The sequence below is a fragment of the Gordonia sp. JH63 genome, from assembly GCF_009856645.1.
Lineage (GTDB): Bacteria > Actinomycetota > Actinomycetes > Mycobacteriales > Mycobacteriaceae > Gordonia > Gordonia hongkongensis.
This window is the reverse complement of the sequence record NZ_CP047235.1, coordinates 3,399,658-3,415,781: the sequence shown is the minus strand read 5'-3', so window position 1 is coordinate 3,415,781 and position 16,124 is coordinate 3,399,658. Positions and strand designations below refer to the sequence as shown.

Genomic DNA, 16,124 nt, shown 5'->3' with positions numbered 1-16,124 from the left:
GCCGCATCCAGAACCGAACATCCATCCGGACCAGAACACCAGGAGTGATTTCATACGTGAGTGACGACAACCCCGACCAGAGCGGGCAATCCAGCCGTACGCAGCCGCGCCGGTCTGGGGTCACATCCACTGTCGAAGTCTCTCCCGGAGTCGTGTTCGGGCTGCTCGGCGCGAGTGACGTCAACCTGCGTACCCTCGAGCAGCTCCTGCCCGCCGACATCCACGTCCGCGGCAACCAGGTGACATTGACCGGTGAACCCGCCGAGGTAGCCGCGTCCGAGCGCGTCATCGCCGAACTCGTCGACCTCGTCGGGCGCGGAACCCCGCTGACACCAGATCTCGTCCGGCACAGCGTCTCGATGCTGTCCGACGGCACCGAGGAATCGCCCGCCGATGTGCTGTCACTGGACATCCTGTCGCGCCGCGGCAAGACGATTCGGCCCAAGACACTCAACCAGAAGCACTATGTCGACGCGATCGACGAGCACACCATCGTGTTCGGACTGGGCCCGGCCGGCACCGGCAAGACCTATCTGGCGATGGCCAAGGCCGTGCAGGCGCTGCAGTCGAAGTCGGTCAACCGCATCATCCTGACGCGGCCGGCGGTCGAGGCCGGCGAACGTCTCGGCTTCCTGCCGGGCACGCTGAGCGAGAAGATCGACCCGTACCTGCGCCCGCTGTACGACGCGCTGCACGACATGATGGACCCCGACGCGATCCCGAAGCTGATGGCGGCCGGGGTCATCGAGGTCGCGCCGCTGGCCTACATGCGCGGCCGCACCCTGAACGACGCGTTCATCATCCTCGACGAGGCGCAGAACACCACGAGCGAGCAGATGAAGATGTTCCTCACGCGCCTCGGTTTCGGTTCCAAGGTCGTCGTGACCGGTGACGTAACGCAGGTGGACCTGCCCGGCGGCGCCCGCAGCGGTCTCCTCGCCGCGTCGGAGATCCTCGAGGGCATCGACGACATCCACTTCGCCCGCCTCACCAGCCAGGACGTGGTCCGGCACCGCCTGGTCGCCGACATCGTCGACGCCTACGGGCGGGCCGAGGAGGCGCAGCGGGGTCTGCCCAACACGGCCATCGGCGGCAATCGCGCCGCACGCCGGGCAGCGGCGCAGGGTCGTCGCTCATGAGCATCGAACTGGCCAACGAATCCGGGGTCGAGGTCCCGGCCGAGTTGATCATCGACGCCGCGCGTTTCGCGGTCACCGCGATGGACGTGAACCCGGCCGCGTTGCTGTCGGTGCTGTGTGTCGACGAGGACACCATGGCCGACATGCACGTCCAGTGGATGGACCTGCCGGGCCCGACCGATGTCATGAGTTTCCCGATGGACGAACTGGTGCCCGGTGGCCGGCCGGATGCGACCGACCCGGGCCCGGCGATCCTCGGGGACATCGTGCTGTGCCCGGACTTCGCCCGGAAACAGGCGCGCGAGGCCAAGCGGTCCTTCGAGCACGAGCTCGCCATGCTGACCATCCACGGAGTGCTCCACCTCCTCGGCTACGACCATGCCGAGCCGGAGGAGGAGCGCGAGATGTTCGGACTGCAGAACCGCATCCTCGACGCGTTCTACGCCGACCGTCACCGTCGCGCCCAGGAGCAACGACAGACCGACCGCGATTCCCGGCTGCTGTCCAACATCGGGTTCACCGGAGCCGAGGGCGGTTCACCGACCCCCGGTGCCCCGGCGCGGCCCGAGGAGGACCGAGGGTGACCTCCGACTACTGGTTCATCGTGGCGGCAGTCGTGTTGATCGTGGTGGGCGGCGTCTTCGCGGCCGTCGACACCGCGGTGTCGACGGTGTCGAACGCGCGGGTCGACGACATGGTCCGGGAAGGGCGCGCCGGGGCGCGCCGCCTGGCGGGCATCCTCGAGGCGCGTGCGACCTATGTCGGCCTCGTGGTGCTGCTCCGAGTCGTGTGCGAGACCGCGGCCGTCGCGCTCGTCGCGGTCGCCGCGACGCAGCTGATCGGCGTCGGCGGGGGACTGGCGGTGGCCATCGCCGCCATGACGGTCGTCTCGTACGTCGCCGTCGGCGTCGGCCCCCGCACCCTCGGCCGGCAGCACGCGTACACGATCGCGCTGTCGTCGTCGTACCTGTTGTTCGCGCTCGGCGTGCTGCTCAAACCGCTGACCCGGCTGTTGATCCTGATCGGCAACGCCCTCACCCCGGGTCGCGGGTTCCGCAACGGTCCGTTCGCCACCGAGGTCGAGTTGCGCGAGGTCGTCGACCTCGCCGAGGCCTCGGGCGTCGTCGCGGCCGACGAGCGCCGGATGATCCAGTCGGTCTTCGACCTCGGCGACACCAGTGCCCGCGAGGTGATGGTCCCGCGCCCGGAGATGGTGTGGATCGAGGCCGACAAGACCGCGCTGCAGGCCACGAATCTCGCGACGCGGTCCGGACATTCGCGGATCCCGGTGATCGGGGAGAACACCGACGACGTCCTGGGCATCGTGTACCTCAAGGATCTGGTGGCGCGCACGGTCGCCCAGCGGATCGATCCCACGACCCTCCGCGTGGTCGACGTGATGCGCGAGGCCGAGTTCATCCCCGACTCCAAGCCACTGGACCGGGTCCTCGCCGACATGCAGCGCGAGCGCAACCACATGGCGATGCTCGTCGACGAGTACGGCGGCATCGCCGGGCTGGTGACCATCGAGGACGTGCTGGAGGAGATCGTCGGCGAGATCACCGACGAGTACGACATCGACGAACTCGCACCGGTCGAAGACCTGGGCGACGGGTCGTACCGGGTGTCGGCACGACTGCCGGTGGAGGATCTCGGCGAGCTGTTCGGTGTCGAGATCGCCGAGGAAGAGGTCGAGACGGTCGGCGGACTCGTCGGTCTGGAACTGGGGCGGGTGCCACTGCCCGGCGCCCGGGTCGAGTCGCACGGGCTGCAGCTGGTGGCCGAGGGTGGGCCCAATCGCCAAGGGCGCCAACGCATCATCACGGTGCTGGTCACCCGGGTCCCCGACCCGGACGAGGATTCCCGACGCGACGAGCACGGCGGGCAGTCGAGTCGATCGCAGGGGCGCGCCGATCGCACCACGGGGAACGACCACGACGACCAGGACACGGACACCGCCGGCCAGGAGCGCGCAGGCGAGTCGAGAGCAAGGATGAACCAGTGACCGAGACCCTCTCCGACGAGGATCGCAAGCTCGTGGTGCTCGCCCGAGGTGCGCTGGCGCGCGCCGAGTCGCCCTCGGGCGCGGCGGTCCGGGACGGCGACGGTCGCACCTACGCCGGGGCCGACGTGCGGACCCGCACCCTGACCCTCACCGGACTGCAGGTCGCGGTGGCGTCCGCGCTCTCGAGCGGGGCGCGCTCCTTCGAGGCGGCGGTCGTCGTCAACGGTGACCCCGACGATCCGGGCCTGGACACCCTGCACGAACTCAGCCCCGAGGCGTACGCGGTCCTCACCGACACCGCGGGTCGTCCTCAGCAGCGGCTGGGGCGCGCGAATGCCTGAGTTCCGTTCGGGCTTCGTCTGTTTCGTGGGCCGGCCCAACACCGGCAAGTCCACGCTCACCAACGCCCTGGTCGGCGAGAAGATCGCGATCACCTCGAATCGTCCGCAGACCACCCGGCACACCATCCGCGGGATCGTCAACCGGCCCGACGCCCAGCTGATCCTCGTCGACACCCCGGGTCTGCATCGCCCGCGTACCCTGCTCGGCCAGCGGCTCAACGACCTCGTCCGCGACACCTACTCCGAGGTCGACGTCATCGGTGTCTGCATACCGGCCGACGAGGCGATCGGACCCGGTGACCGCTGGATCATCTCGCAGGTCCGCGAGATGGCTCCGCGCACGACGATCGTCGGGGTGGTCACCAAGATCGACCGGGTCGGGCCGGAGCAGGTCGCCAAACAGCTGCTCGCGCTGTCGCAGGTACTCGGCCCGGAGTCGGAGGTCGTCCCGGTGTCGGCGAAGTCGGGCAAGCAGCTCGACGTGCTGTCCGACGTGCTCGTGAGCCTCATGGAGGAAGGCCCCGCGTTCTACCCGGACGGCGAACTCACCGACGAACCCGAACAGGTGCTGATGGCGGAGTTCATCCGTGAGGCCGCGCTCGAGGGGGTGCACGACGAGCTGCCGCACTCGCTGGCCGTCGTCATCGAAGAGGTCATCGATCGTGAGGACCGCGACCCCGACCTACCGCCGATGGTCGACGTCCACGCCGTGCTGTTCGTCGAACGCGACAGCCAGAAGGGCATCATCATCGGCCGCAAGGGCGCGCGTCTGAAGGAGGTCGGTACAGTTGCCCGCGCACAGATCGAGCGGCTGCTGGGCACCAAGGTGTACCTGGATCTGCACGTGAAGGTCGCCAAGGACTGGCAACGCGACCCCAAGCAGTTGCGTCGATTGGGTTTCTAGCAGCGTGTTCCTGACGGCCCGGCGCCGGCAGGGGCAGCCTGCGGGGAGGTACGCCGATGGGAACGCACGAATCGCCACAACAGCCGGGGGACGATTCCGGCCGCGGAGCGCATGAGGCGCCCGACACCGACCAGCCGACCGGTCGCACCATCGCCGGCGTCCTCGGATCGCCGCGTTTCTGGCTGGCACCGTTGGCTCTCGTCGCGGTGATGTTCTCGCTGATGGCCGGGCTGTACATGGCCGCGGTCGTCGACCCGCAGCGCCACCTCCACGACTTCCCCGTCGCCCTGGTGCAGGAGGACGCGGGCGGTGAGGTGCAGAATGCCGACGGACAGTCCACACCGCAGAACTTCGGTGACCAGGTCGCCGAGGGCATCATCTCCTCGGCGGCGCAGAATGGGATCGTCGTGACCCGCACCGATCGCTCGACCGCGCTGTCCGAACTCAACAGCGGCAAGGTGTACGGCGTCATCGTCGTCGGGTCCAATTTCACGAATCGGGCGGTCGCGCTGGGCCGGTCGACGGTCCTCACCGCCGAACCGGCGAAACCGACCATCGACATCTTCATCAACCGGGGCTCCGGGGCGTTCGCGTCGTCGATCACCACCACCCTCGCCGATCAGGTCCGTGAACGGGTCAACGAGCAGGTGGGCGCGCAGCTGACCGAACAGGTCCGTACCCAGCTCGAGCGCAACGACATCACCTTCACCGGCGCGGCGCAGCTCGCGCTCGCGAGCCCGGTGGCCGTCGAGGTGTCCGAGCCGACCCCGCTTCCCGAGGGTGCGGGCAACGGATTGTCAGCGTTCTACCTGACCCTGCTGCTCGTCCTCGCCGGGTTCACCGGGGCGATGATGGTCAGCATCGTGGTCGACGGCATGCTCGGCCAGACCCCCATCGAATACGGGCCGTTCTATCAGCTGCGCGAGCGGCTCGCGATCAGCCGGTGGGCGACGCTCGCGGCGAAGTGGACGATCATGTTCCTGGTCGCGGTGGTGCTCTCGACCCTGTTCATCGCCGTCGGCGCGATGGTCGGGACGTCGATCCCGAACGGCTTCGTCCTCTGGATGCTCTCGGTGCTGGGCATCTTCGCCGTCGGAGTCAGTGCCAGCGCCATGATGGCGGTGTTCGGCAACCCCGGTCTGCTGTTCAATCTGCTCTTCTTCGTGGTGTTCGGCCTGCCGTCGTCGGGCGGGACGCTACCGCTGGAGGCGAGTCCCCGCCTCTTCGAGTGGATCGCCGCGATCGAGCCGATGCACGTGATCTACCTCGGTGTGCGTGCGGTCCTGTACTTCGACGCCGACCTGTCGGCGGGGTTGGGCCGATCGATCATCCAGTGCTTCATCGGCTTGCTCGTCGGCGTGCTCCTCGGTCTGCTCGGCACCAAGTTCTACGACCGCAAGGGCTGGCACCGATACCCGGGTGGGATGACGCTGCCGCCGAAGCTGGACAAGATCGTCAACGCCGGCTGACACGCGCGGCGCCGCCTCGCCCCGACCGTTCACCTGGGTCTGACACGGTGGCCGGATGGGTAACCCCGTCGTCATGTCGATCCCCGAATTGTCCTCGGCCCTGCACGAACTGCGGGACGACCTCGATCGCGCCGAGGAGCAGGCCGCCTCGCTCATCGCCGCGGTCGCCGACCAGCACCGGGACAGCGCCCGCAACCTCGTGCACTACGTCGCGGTGCGACGCCGCGATCTGCGTCCGCTGCAGGAGTCGATGTCCGCGCACGGACTGTCGAGTCTCGGCCGGATGGAGTCGATCGTCTATTCGTGGATCGAGACGGTCATCGAGACGCTGGACGCCCTGGTCGAGGGGCGCACCCGGCATCCGATCTGGGGTGACCTCGCGGGCGGGGTGCGGACCCTGACGCGTAATCGCGACCGGCTCCTCGGGCGCGTGCATCCCGGTGGCGGCGATGACGCCATCGTCGACGGACCCGGTGACGAGCACGGCGAGCGGGCCACCCGTGTGATGGTCACGATGCCGACCCAGGCCGCCGACGACCCCGACCTCGTCCGCGCCATGGGTGCCGCCGGAATGGACGTCGCGCGGGTGAACTGCGCACACGACGGCCCGGCCGAGTGGGCGCGGATGATCGAGTCGGTGCGTGCTCTACCCGGCCGGGTGCGGGTGGCGATGGATCTCGCCGGTCCGAAGTTGCGCACCGGCCCGCTCGAACCGGGACCGAAGGTGATCAAGGTCAAACCGGTCCGCGCCGACGATGGCACCGTCGAACGGCGGTCGCGGGTGCGGCTCAGTGCCGCACCGTTCGATCCCGGCGCACGCCTGCCCGACGGCATCGACGCGGTCATCCCGGTACGCGCACTCGCCGACGTCGTGCAGGGAGACCGGTTGCGCCTACGGGACGCTCGTGGTCGCCGACGGCGACTCGAGGTGGTCGCGGTGTCCGAGGCGGGGATCGACGTCGAATGCGATCGCACCGTCTACTACGAGACGGGTACGCCGATCGGGTTGTCGGGCTCTGCCGACGCCGCTCCGATCGTCGTCGACGATCTGCCCGAGAAGCGTCAGCATCTGCTCGCGCGCACCGGTGACGAGATCCGGTTGCAGCGCGACCTCACGCCGACACCGGCGACCCGGACCGGGCCGCACCGGATCGGATGTGAGCTCGGGGACGCCTTCGACGACGTCGAGGCGGGCCATCGGGTGTTGTTCGACGACGGCAAGATCGCCGGGCGAGTGCGGGAGAAGGTCGACGGCGAGATCGTGGTCGACGTCGAGCGTGCCGCGCCGGACGGGACGAAACTCCGCGCCGAGAAGGGCATCAACCTCCCGGACACGACACTGCACATCCCGGCGCTCACCGCGTCGGACCGCGATGACCTCGAGTTCGTCGCGGCACATGCCGACATGGTGAACTGCTCGTTCGTCCGGTCGCCGGAGGACGTGGCCGACCTCATCGGCGAACTGAACCGTCGCGGTGCGTCCGATGTGGGCATCGTGCTGAAGATCGAGACCCGGGCGGCCTTCGAGTCGCTCCCGCAGATGCTGCTCGAGGCGATGCGCTGGGACGCGGTCGGGGTCATGATCGCTCGCGGCGACCTCGCCGTCGAGGTCGGGTTCGGCCGGCTCGCCGAAGTGCAGGAGGAGATCCTCTGGCTGTGTGAGGCCGCGCATGTGCCGGTCATCTGGGCGACGCAGGTGCTCGACGGACTGGCCAAGAAGGGCGTGCCGTCCCGGGCCGAGGTCACCGACGCCGCGATGAGCCGGCGTGCGGAGGGCGTGATGCTGAACAAGGGGCCCTACATCGTCGAGGCCATCGAGGCGTTGACGTCGATCCTCGATCGGATGGGTGGTCACGTCGAGAAGAAGCGCGCGCTGCTGCGGCCGCTGACCTCGTTCGACATCGATCCGGGGTAGGCCGGCGGGCATGTCGGGGCACGTCGTGTCGGTACCCGATGGGAGAATGTCGCGGTGAGGTTCTACCGGGATGAGGCCGTCGTGCTGCGCCAGCACAAGCTGGGCGAAGCCGACCGCATCATCACGCTGCTCACCGCCGAACACGGTCTCGTGCGCGCGGTCGCCAAGGGCGTGCGGCGGACGCGGTCGAAGTTCGGCGCCCGGCTCGAACCCTTCGCCCATATCGACGTACATCTGTATCCCGGCCGCAGCCTCGACGTGGTCACCCAGGTCCACAGCCTGCACGCCTTCGCCGACGCCATCGTCGCCGACTACGGGCGCTACACCACGGCCTGCGCGGTCCTCGAGACCGCCGAACGGCTCGCAGGCGAGGAACGAGCGCCCACCCGTCAGCTGCACCGGCTGACGGTCGGGGCGCTGGCCGCGCTGGCCGACGACCGCCGGCCGCGAGAACTGATCCTCGACGCCTACCTGCTGCGCGCGATGTACAGCGCGGGCTGGATGCCGGCGCTCGAGGAGTGCGCGCGGTGCGCGACACCCGGCCCCCACCGCGCTTTCCACGTCGCCGCCGGCGGCGCCGTCTGTCTGCCGTGCCGGCCACCCGGATCGGCGACCCCCTCGCCCGGCGTGCTCGACCTCATGGAAGCCCTGTTCCGCGGTCGGTGGGATGAGGTCGTCGACGCCACGCCGTCGCTGCGTCGCCAGGCCAGCGGACTCACCGCCGCGCATCTGCAGTGGCATCTGGAACGCCAGCTCCGAACCCTGCCGCTGATCGAACGCACCGCCCCTCATAGGCTGATGGAGACGGGTGTGGACACGGGCGTGAGGAGGGTCGACGATGGCGTTGCGGCCGGGTAGTTCGGCGAAGGGACGCAAGGCCGCGAGCCTCCGGACGGATGTCCGTCCCCCCGATCCACATCCGAGCGGTGCCCGGCCCCCGGCGATCCCCGCCGAGTTCGTGCCCAAGCACGTGGCGCTGGTGATGGACGGGAACGGGCGCTGGGCCACCGATCGCGGGCTCCCGCGCACCGAGGGGCACAAGCGCGGCGAGGCCGTGTTGATGGACACCGTCTGCGGCTGTATCGAATTGGGGGTCGGCTGGCTTTCCGCCTACGCGTTCTCCACCGAGAACTGGTCGCGCAGCCCCGACGAGGTGAAGTTCCTCATGGGCTTCAACCGCGACGTCATCCGCCGTCGACGCGATGAGATGCACGAGATGGGCGTCCGGGTGCGCTGGGCCGGACGCCGACCCCGGTTGTGGCGCAGCGTGATCCGGGAACTCGAGATCGCCGAGGAGATGACCCGGGACAACACCGTCATGACGCTCACGATGTGCGTCAATTACGGCGGTCGTGCCGAGATCGCCGACGCCGCACGGGAGATCGCGCGACGCGCGGCGCGCGGCGAGATCGACCCGGAGCGCATCTCGGAGTCGACCTTCGCGCGGTACCTGGACGAGCCGGACATGCCCGACGTCGACCTGTTCCTGCGTCCGTCGGGGGAGCAGCGGATCTCGAACTTCCTGCTGTGGCAGTCGGCGTACGCCGAGATGGTCTACCAGGAGAAGCTCTTCCCGGACTTCGACCGGCGTGACCTGTGGGCGGCCTGTCTCGAATACGCCTCGCGCGACCGGCGATTCGGCGGGGTGAAGCCGTCGTGACCGACGCCGCCGCGCTCCTCGACCGGACCGCGCAGATCGTCGCCGAACTCGGTCCCGTCGACCGACCCGACGCCGACTCCGTCGTCGTGCAGGTCGGTCCGACGCGTGCCTCCATCCGCGTGCTCACGCTGGCCGACGGGCTCGACGTGCTGGCTCTGACGCAGATGGTCGCGATGGACCTGCCCAACACCCCGACGCTCCGGGACGACGTCGAGGCGTGCGCCGCCCAGCTCAGCTTCGGCAGCCTCCGACGCTCCGACCGTGCGGGGGTCACCACAGATGTGTTGCAGTACTACACGTTTCCGGCGAGCCAGCTCGACGACGTGCCGCTGCTGACGGTCCTGCACATCGTCCTCGCCGCCGGTGTCGACGCCGCCGAACGGCTGGTGGGCCCGGCTTCTGCCTGAGTCTGGCGACATCGGATCCCGCTCCCTGAGGACTGAGAAGCGTTGAGCACGACCAATGCTCCCTGAGGCGTTGAGCGCGACCTATGCTCCCTGAGGACTGAAGAGCGTTGAGCACGACCAATGCTCCCTGAGGCGTTGAGCGTGACCAATGCTCCCTGAGGTGCGAGCGAAGCGAGCCACGAAGGGCCGCAACGTGTCTCGCCAGGACCCTTCGTGGCTCGTCGCTTTCGCTCCTCGCACCTCAGGGAGCAGTAGTTTGCGGTTTTTCGGATCGGGGAGCGGAGGCGGGCTCGTTCCGCCCGCTCAGTCCTTCTCGGTGGTCCGGCAGTCCGCGCAGCGCCCGAAGACCTCGACGGTGTGGTTGATGTCGGTGAAGCCGTGCTGGGCGGCGATCTTTGCGGCCCAGCGTTCGACCGGTTCGGCCTGGACCTCGACGGTGGTGCCGCACTCCCGGCACACGAGATGGTGGTGGTGTCCCGACGAACAATGGCGGTATCGGGTCTCACCGGAACCGTCCCACAGGACATCGATCTGGCCGGCCTGACTCAGCGCCTGCAGATTGCGGTACACCGTCGTCAGGCCGATGGATTCGCCCCGGGCCTTGAGGATCTCGTGCAGTTCCTGCGCGGAGCAGAAGTCCTCGGTGCCGGCCAGGGCGTCGGCGATCGCGGCGCGTTGGCGCGTCGACCGGATGCCGGTGACCGGCTGCGGGCCCGAGGCGACGCCACTCATTCGTTCACCGCCCGGGACGCATCGGACGGCACGGCGCGGCCGTCGGTGGTCTCGTTCGCGTGGATCAGCGCATCGCCGACGATGTGCGCGACGTGGTCGTCGAGGAGTTCGTAGGTGATCTCGCGGCCGTTGCGCTGGCCTCGCACCACACCGGCGTCCTTGAGCACGCGCAGGTGCTGGCTGACCAGTGGCTGACTCAAGCCCAGGTGCCCGACGAGTTCGTGGACGCACTGCACCCGCTCCCGCAGGGACAGCACGATGGCGACGCGAGTGGGGGAGGCGAGGGCGCGCAGGAGGTCGGCGGCGGCTTCCCGCGCCGCGGCATCGGCCGCTTCGATCGGTCCGGGCCCGTCCAACGGTTGCGTCGACATCACGCTCCTCCTCGCCTGGCTCGCGCCACTGATCCGGCCATTCTATCGGAAATGGTTTTCAATCCGTGCCACCGGTGTCGCCGCTGGTCAGCCCTCGTCTGCACGTCGGCGCTCGGCCGGCGGCGGGACCCCGTCCGCACCTGCGGTCGACAACGCGTAGGTCGCGACCGCGGACGCGACCGCAGCCGAGTTGACGGCCAGCAGGTCGGTGTTCAGGTTGTCGAGGGTGTCGCGCGCGGTGTGATAGTCGGGGTCGAAGGGTTCTCCGGCCCGGCCGCCCCACATGTCCGCCTGCGCGTCGTCCTTCTTTGTTTCCGCGCCGGTGAACACCCCGCCGGAGGGGATGCCCACTGCGATGAACGGGCCGTAATCGGAACGGCCGTCGAAGTCGTCGGGGGCGAGGGGGATGCTGCGATCGGCGTAGAACTTCTCGAAGGTCCGCTCGATGCCCCCGGAGCCGTCCGGGCCGGGGCCGGCTCCCTGACGCTCGGAGTCGTCGCCGTCGTAGGTGAAGTACCCGCCGTTGGGTGAGGCGAGCATGTCGAAGTTCAGGTAGAGGGCCACCGCCGTACGTGCGGCCGGGTCGAGTCCCCGGACGTACTCGGTGGAGCCCACGAGCCCGTCCTCTTCCGCGCCCCAGAACGCGAATCGCACGCGGTGCGGGACCCGCGGCGACGACCCGAGTCGCAGGGCCGTCTCGAGCACGGCCGCGGAGCCGCTGGCGTTGTCGTTCATGCCGGGTCCCTCGGCGACGCTGTCGAGGTGTGCGCCGGCCATGACGACGTCGTCGCCGGTGCCCGTCCGGGTCTCGGCGATCAGGTTGCGCGTGGTGATGCCGGTGGTCTTCGCCTCGACCGCAAGCGCGACCGATCGCGCCGACCGCACCCGTTCGGCGTCGTCGCCCGCGACGCCGAGGACCGGGATCCCCGGACGGTCGTCCGGCCCCAGGGTGGCGCCGGTGAGCGGGCCGGGTTCGTTGTTGACCATGACGACCCCGACCGCGCCGGCCGACTCCGCATTCCGTGCCTTGTCGGCGAAGGTGCAGGTACCTCGGGTGATGACGGCGATCGCACCACGCGTCGCGGCCGGAAAGTCGGTGCTCGCGCAGCCGAGACCGTTGACGGCGACCGGGGCCCCGGCGACCGGGGTGTCGCCGGTTCCGGCCGAATACTCGACGACGCGGGTGGCGACCTTAAGGCCGTCGGCGGTGAGGCTGACCGGCCCGGCGTCGAAGCGCTCGTACTCGACGGGCGGCGTCGTCACGTCGAAGCCCGCCGTGCGGAGGAGCCCGGCGACGTAGTCCAGCGAGGCGTCGTATCCGGGCGTGCCGGCCGCACGGTTGCCGCCGTGGTTGTCGGCGATCTGGGCCAGCGCGCGAACGTGGGCCATCACGTTGTCGAGGGTGACGGCCTCGGCCAGTGCGGCCGGGGTGACCTCGCCGATCGGTGGTTCGGGAGAGGGCGTCGACACCGGCGCCGACGAGGGTCGCTCGGGCTCGGCGGGCTGCTCGGACGAACACCCCACGGCCAGTGCCAGTGTCAGTGCGAGGCCGGCCGAGGCGAGGACCGGCCGACGCCCGCGGGCCGATGGGGGGACGCCGACGCGTCGTCGTATGCGAACGATCACCCTGCCACTCTGGCAGTTCCCGTCCGTGCATGTGGGTCCGACGGGTGCACCGTTGCCGGTGGTTTCGGGAAACGGCACACGTGCTCGGTAGTCTGTACGGGTTGCCGCCCGCATCTGGTGGATGCACGTCGAGCACCGAGCGTCAGCACGACCGTCCCAGCCGAACACCTCAACCCGTGGAGAGCAGTTAACCGTGGCCGCCCAGTCCAATGTGGAATCCGTCGTCAACCTCGCCAAGCGCCGGGGCCTGGTGTACCAGTGCGGTGAGATCTACGGCGGTACCAAATCGGCGTGGGACTACGGCCCGCTCGGCGTCGAACTCAAGGAGAACATCAAGCGGCAGTGGTGGCGCACGATGGTCATCAGCCGCGAGGACGTCGTCGGCCTCGACTCGTCGGTCATCCTGCCGCGTCAGGTGTGGGAGGCCTCCGGCCACGTCGAGGTGTTCACCGACCCGCTGGTCGAGTCGCTGCACACCCACAAGCGCTACCGCGCCGACCATCTCATCGAGGCCTACGAGGCGAAGCACGGGCACCCGCCGGCCAACGGTCTGGCCGACATCAACGACCCGGAGACCGGGCAGCCCGGCAACTGGACCGAACCCAAGGCGTTCAGCGGTCTGATGAAGACGTTCCTCGGGCCCGTCGACGACGAAGAGGGTCTGCACTACCTGCGTCCCGAGACCGCACAGGGCATCTTCGTGAACTTCAAGAACGTGATGACCACCGCGCGCAAGAAGCCGCCGTTCGGCATCGCGCAGATCGGCAAGAGCTTCCGCAACGAGATCACACCGGGCAACTTCATCTTCCGCACCCGCGAGTTCGAGCAGATGGAAATGGAGTTCTTCGTCAAGCCGGGCGAGGACGAGGAATGGCACCAGTACTGGATCGACCAGCGCTTCGACTGGTACGTCAACCTGGGCATCGACCCGGAGAACCTGCGGCTCTACGACCACCCGAAGGAGAAGCTGTCGCACTACTCCAAGCGGACTGTGGACGTGGAGTACAAGTTCGGCTTCACCGGCAACCCGTGGGGTGAGCTCGAGGGTGTCGCCAACCGGACCGACTACGACCTGTCCACCCACAGCAAGCACTCGGGGGAGGACCTGTCGTTCTTCGACCAGGCGTCGGGTGAGCGCTACACCCCGTTCGTGATCGAGCCGGCGGCCGGCCTGACCCGCTCGCTGATGGCCTTCCTGTGCGACGCCTACACCGAGGAGGAGGTGCCGAACGCCAAGGGCGGCACCGACACCCGTACGGTGCTGCGGCTCGACCGCCGGCTGGCCCCGATCAAGGTCGCCGTGCTGCCGCTCTCGCGCAACGAGAAGCTCTCGCCGAAGGCCCGCGACCTCGCCGCCGAACTCCGCAAGCACTGGAACGTCGAGTTCGACGACGCACAGGGCATCGGCAAGCGGTACCGCCGGCAGGACGAGATCGGCACGCCGTTCTGCGTGACGGTCGACTTCGACACCCTCGACGACCAGGCCGTCACGGTGCGCGAACGGGACACCATGAGCCAGGAGCGGGTCGCGCTCGACAAGGTCGCCGAGTATCTCGGCGGCAAGCTGCTCGGCGCCTGATCCTGCTCCCGGCCGCGCGGGCCGGGTGTTCACGATTCCGCCTGACCTGCGGATGTCTGTCACAATCGATGACGAGTTGTCGCGTGGAGTAGGGCATGGGGTCCGTCGTGCGCGCGACGAGAGAGTGAGTGGAGTCGTGTCTGTCAGCGGGAAAGTCGTTCATTACGACGCGAATCGGGGATTCGGGTTCTTGGCGCCGGAATCGGGCGGCGCCGATGTGTTCCTCCACATCAACGACATCGACATCGACGAGAACTCGTTGAAACCGGGTGCCAAGGTGTCCTTCGACATCGAGGAGACCGACCGCGGTTCCAAGGCCGTCAACGTCGCGGTGACCGAGGCCGCGCCGGCCGACGACACCGCCGGCGCACGGGCGCACCGCCGCGACGAGCACCACGGCCGCGACCGTGATCGTGGGGACCGGGGCGACCGCGGACGTCACGACGACCGCGGCAGTCGTCGTCCGCGCGGCGGGGGCGGCTCGCTGGATGCCGCCGCGTTCACCGAAGAGCTCACCGAGCTGCTCCTCGACGCCGACGGCGCCCTCACGGCTCGTCAGATCGTGGCGATCAGGCAGCGGGTCACCGACTTCGCCGTCGCCCGGGGCTGGGTGCTTGACTAGCACCCGACAGGGTCCCGAGACGGTCGGGCATGTGCTCCCGACGGTGGCAACCTACGGCGACGAGGCCGTCGAGCGGTTCGTGCCCGAGGGCGCCAAGGTCGCGAGCCTGCCCGGCACCCGGACCGACCATCGAAGCGACTTCGCGCGGGACCGTGCGCGGGTCCTGCACTCGGCCGCCCTGCGCAGGCTGGCCGACAAGACGCAGGTCGTCGGTCCGCGCGAGGGCGACACGCCCCGTACCCGGCTCACACATTCGCTCGAGGTCGGGCAGATCGGCCGGGGGATCGCCATCGGTCTCGGCGCCGAACCCGACCTCGTCGAACTCGCCGGACTCGCCCACGACATCGGGCATCCGCCCTACGGACACAACGGCGAACGCGCGCTCGACGAGGTGGCGGCGGACCACGGTGGTTTCGAGGGCAACGCCCAGAACCTGCGCATCCTGACGCGGCTCGAACCCAAGCTGCTCGATGCCGACGGGCGCAGCGCCGGCCTCAACCTCACCCGCGCGTCGCTGGACGCGACCCTGAAGTATCCGTGGACCCGACGCACACCCGGAGGCAAGTTCGGCGCCTACGACGACGATGCCGCCATGCTGGCGTGGATTCGTCGGGACGCGCCCGGGACCCGACAGTGCGTCGAGGCCCAGATCATGGACTGGTCCGACGACGTGGCGTACTCCGTGCACGACCTCGAGGACGGCGTCATCGGTGGCCGAATCGACCTGCGGACCCTCGGCGAGCCGCAGGACCAACGCGCGCTCGCCGACATCGGCGCCAAGGAATTCCCGGGTCTCGACCCCGAGGCCCTCGTCGACGCCGCCGCCCGCCTGCACCGCATGGACATCGTGCGGTCGGTGGGTGTCTTCGACGGCACGCTCGACTCCTACGTCGCACTCAAGAGGTTGACCAGTGAGTTCATCGGCCGCTTCGCGTCGGCCGCGATCACCGGCACCCGCGAGGTGGTCGGCGACCGGCCGGTCTCGCGCTACGACGCCGACCTCGAGGTGCCGGAACTCATCGCCGCCGAGGTGTCGATGCTCAAGACCCTGGCCCTGCGCTTCATCTTCTCCAACGAGCGGCACAAGGCGACGCAGCGTCGTCAGCGGGAACGCATCCACCGGGTCGCGAACTGGTTCGCCGAGGCGGCGCCAGGGGGCCTGGACCCGATCTTCGTGCCGTGGTGGAACGCCGCGTCCGACGATGCCGCCCGCATGCGCGTCATCGTCGACCAGATCGCGTCCATGACCGAAGGCCGGCTCGAGCGCACCGACAAGCACAATTCGGGGGCCCAGGCGCATCTGGGGTAGGCCGGGCGTGGTCGACGAAGCACCCGGCCGGGCGGCCTCACCGGC

16 protein-coding genes are annotated in these 16,124 nt (G+C 69.1%); 13 read left to right on the top strand and 3 right to left on the bottom strand.

What is annotated here, in order from left to right:
• The first annotated feature begins 56 nt into the window (after positions 1 to 56).
• The 10 genes from GR168_RS15220 to GR168_RS15175 are packed head-to-tail and all read left to right on the top strand — an operon-like array spanning position 57 to position 9,840.
• On the top strand, positions 57 to 1,139 hold the full coding sequence (locus GR168_RS15220; protein WP_055475523.1) for a PhoH family protein: 1,083 nt from the start codon (positions 57 to 59) through the stop codon (positions 1,137 to 1,139).
• Complete coding sequence (gene ybeY, locus GR168_RS15215; RefSeq protein WP_159371110.1) at positions 1,136 to 1,723, top strand: rRNA maturation RNase YbeY; 588 nt, start codon at positions 1,136 to 1,138, stop codon at positions 1,721 to 1,723. Before GR168_RS15220 ends, ybeY begins: the two co-directional genes overlap by 4 nt.
• A complete protein-coding gene (locus tag GR168_RS15210) occupies positions 1,720 to 3,144 on the top strand; it encodes a hemolysin family protein (RefSeq protein ID WP_159371109.1) in 1,425 nt (474 codons plus the stop codon). The genes ybeY and GR168_RS15210 overlap by 4 nt, the downstream gene beginning before the upstream one ends.
• A complete protein-coding gene (locus GR168_RS15205; RefSeq protein WP_159371108.1) occupies positions 3,141 to 3,485 on the top strand; it encodes a cytidine deaminase in 345 nt (114 codons plus the stop codon). Before GR168_RS15210 ends, GR168_RS15205 begins: the two co-directional genes overlap by 4 nt.
• Positions 3,478 to 4,389 carry a GTPase Era gene (era, locus tag GR168_RS15200; protein ID WP_159371107.1) on the top strand — a complete coding sequence of 304 codons (912 nt, stop codon included), beginning with the start codon at positions 3,478 to 3,480 and terminating at the stop codon, positions 4,387 to 4,389. Before GR168_RS15205 ends, era begins: the two co-directional genes overlap by 8 nt.
• A gap of 56 nt (positions 4,390 to 4,445) precedes the next feature.
• The gene (locus tag GR168_RS15195) at positions 4,446 to 5,858 is read left to right on the top strand and encodes a DUF3533 domain-containing protein (protein ID WP_065631466.1); all 1,413 of its coding nucleotides are present in this window, start codon (positions 4,446 to 4,448) and stop codon (positions 5,856 to 5,858) included.
• Between the two features lie 55 nt (positions 5,859 to 5,913).
• Positions 5,914 to 7,773 (top strand): pyruvate kinase, encoded by a 1,860-nt coding sequence (locus GR168_RS15190; protein WP_203235861.1) that lies wholly within the window; start codon positions 5,914 to 5,916, stop codon positions 7,771 to 7,773.
• A 54-nt stretch (positions 7,774 to 7,827) separates the two neighbouring features.
• Positions 7,828 to 8,631 (top strand): DNA repair protein RecO, encoded by an 804-nt coding sequence (recO, locus tag GR168_RS15185; protein ID WP_055475472.1) that lies wholly within the window; start codon positions 7,828 to 7,830, stop codon positions 8,629 to 8,631.
• Positions 8,612 to 9,433 (top strand): isoprenyl transferase, encoded by an 822-nt coding sequence (locus tag GR168_RS15180; protein ID WP_058252076.1) that lies wholly within the window; start codon positions 8,612 to 8,614, stop codon positions 9,431 to 9,433. The genes recO and GR168_RS15180 overlap by 20 nt, the downstream gene beginning before the upstream one ends.
• Positions 9,430 to 9,840 carry a hypothetical protein gene (locus GR168_RS15175; RefSeq protein WP_058252075.1) on the top strand — a complete coding sequence of 137 codons (411 nt, stop codon included), beginning with the start codon at positions 9,430 to 9,432 and terminating at the stop codon, positions 9,838 to 9,840. The genes GR168_RS15180 and GR168_RS15175 overlap by 4 nt, the downstream gene beginning before the upstream one ends.
• 303 nt (positions 9,841 to 10,143) lie before the next feature.
• On the opposite strand, the gene GR168_RS15170 is transcribed toward GR168_RS15175, so the two are convergent.
• The 3 genes from GR168_RS15170 to GR168_RS15160 all read right to left on the bottom strand — a co-directional run bounded on the left by GR168_RS15170 (position 10,144) and on the right by GR168_RS15160 (position 12,569).
• The gene (locus tag GR168_RS15170) at positions 10,144 to 10,572 is read right to left on the bottom strand and encodes a Fur family transcriptional regulator (RefSeq protein WP_159371106.1); all 429 of its coding nucleotides are present in this window, start codon (positions 10,570 to 10,572) and stop codon (positions 10,144 to 10,146) included.
• Positions 10,569 to 10,943 (bottom strand): metalloregulator ArsR/SmtB family transcription factor, encoded by a 375-nt coding sequence (locus GR168_RS15165; RefSeq protein ID WP_065631461.1) that lies wholly within the window; start codon positions 10,941 to 10,943, stop codon positions 10,569 to 10,571. The genes GR168_RS15170 and GR168_RS15165 overlap by 4 nt, the downstream gene beginning before the upstream one ends.
• Before the next feature lie 87 nt (positions 10,944 to 11,030).
• Positions 11,031 to 12,569: a M28 family peptidase gene (locus GR168_RS15160; protein WP_159371105.1), complete on the bottom strand. Its 1,539-nt coding sequence runs from the start codon at positions 12,567 to 12,569 to the stop codon at positions 11,031 to 11,033.
• A gap of 193 nt (positions 12,570 to 12,762) precedes the next feature.
• Between GR168_RS15160 and GR168_RS15155 the strand changes: the two genes are divergently transcribed.
• The 3 genes from GR168_RS15155 (at position 12,763) to GR168_RS15145 (ending at position 16,079) form a co-directional block, all read left to right on the top strand.
• Positions 12,763 to 14,148: a glycine--tRNA ligase gene (locus tag GR168_RS15155; RefSeq protein WP_004023004.1), complete on the top strand. Its 1,386-nt coding sequence runs from the start codon at positions 12,763 to 12,765 to the stop codon at positions 14,146 to 14,148.
• A 136-nt stretch (positions 14,149 to 14,284) separates the two neighbouring features.
• Positions 14,285 to 14,770: a cold shock domain-containing protein gene (locus GR168_RS15150; protein WP_058252071.1), complete on the top strand. Its 486-nt coding sequence runs from the start codon at positions 14,285 to 14,287 to the stop codon at positions 14,768 to 14,770.
• Positions 14,763 to 16,079: a deoxyguanosinetriphosphate triphosphohydrolase gene (locus GR168_RS15145; protein WP_159371104.1), complete on the top strand. Its 1,317-nt coding sequence runs from the start codon at positions 14,763 to 14,765 to the stop codon at positions 16,077 to 16,079. Before GR168_RS15150 ends, GR168_RS15145 begins: the two co-directional genes overlap by 8 nt.
• Positions 16,080 to 16,124: the final 45 nt, after the last annotated feature.

Coding starts and splice junctions, on each gene's coding strand:
- ybeY (WP_159371110.1), top strand. CDS start 1,136: ATGAGCATCGAACTGGCCAACGAATCCGGGGTCGAGGTCCCGGCCGAG.
- era (WP_159371107.1), top strand. CDS start 3,478: ATGCCTGAGTTCCGTTCGGGCTTCGTCTGTTTCGTGGGCCGGCCCAAC.
- GR168_RS15195 (WP_065631466.1), top strand. CDS start 4,446: ATGGGAACGCACGAATCGCCACAACAGCCGGGGGACGATTCCGGCCGC.
- GR168_RS15190 (WP_203235861.1), top strand. CDS start 5,914: ATGGGTAACCCCGTCGTCATGTCGATCCCCGAATTGTCCTCGGCCCTG.
- GR168_RS15180 (WP_058252076.1), top strand. CDS start 8,612: ATGGCGTTGCGGCCGGGTAGTTCGGCGAAGGGACGCAAGGCCGCGAGC.
- GR168_RS15170 (WP_159371106.1), bottom strand. CDS start 10,572: ATGAGTGGCGTCGCCTCGGGCCCGCAGCCGGTCACCGGCATCCGGTCG.
- GR168_RS15165 (WP_065631461.1), bottom strand. CDS start 10,943: ATGTCGACGCAACCGTTGGACGGGCCCGGACCGATCGAAGCGGCCGAT.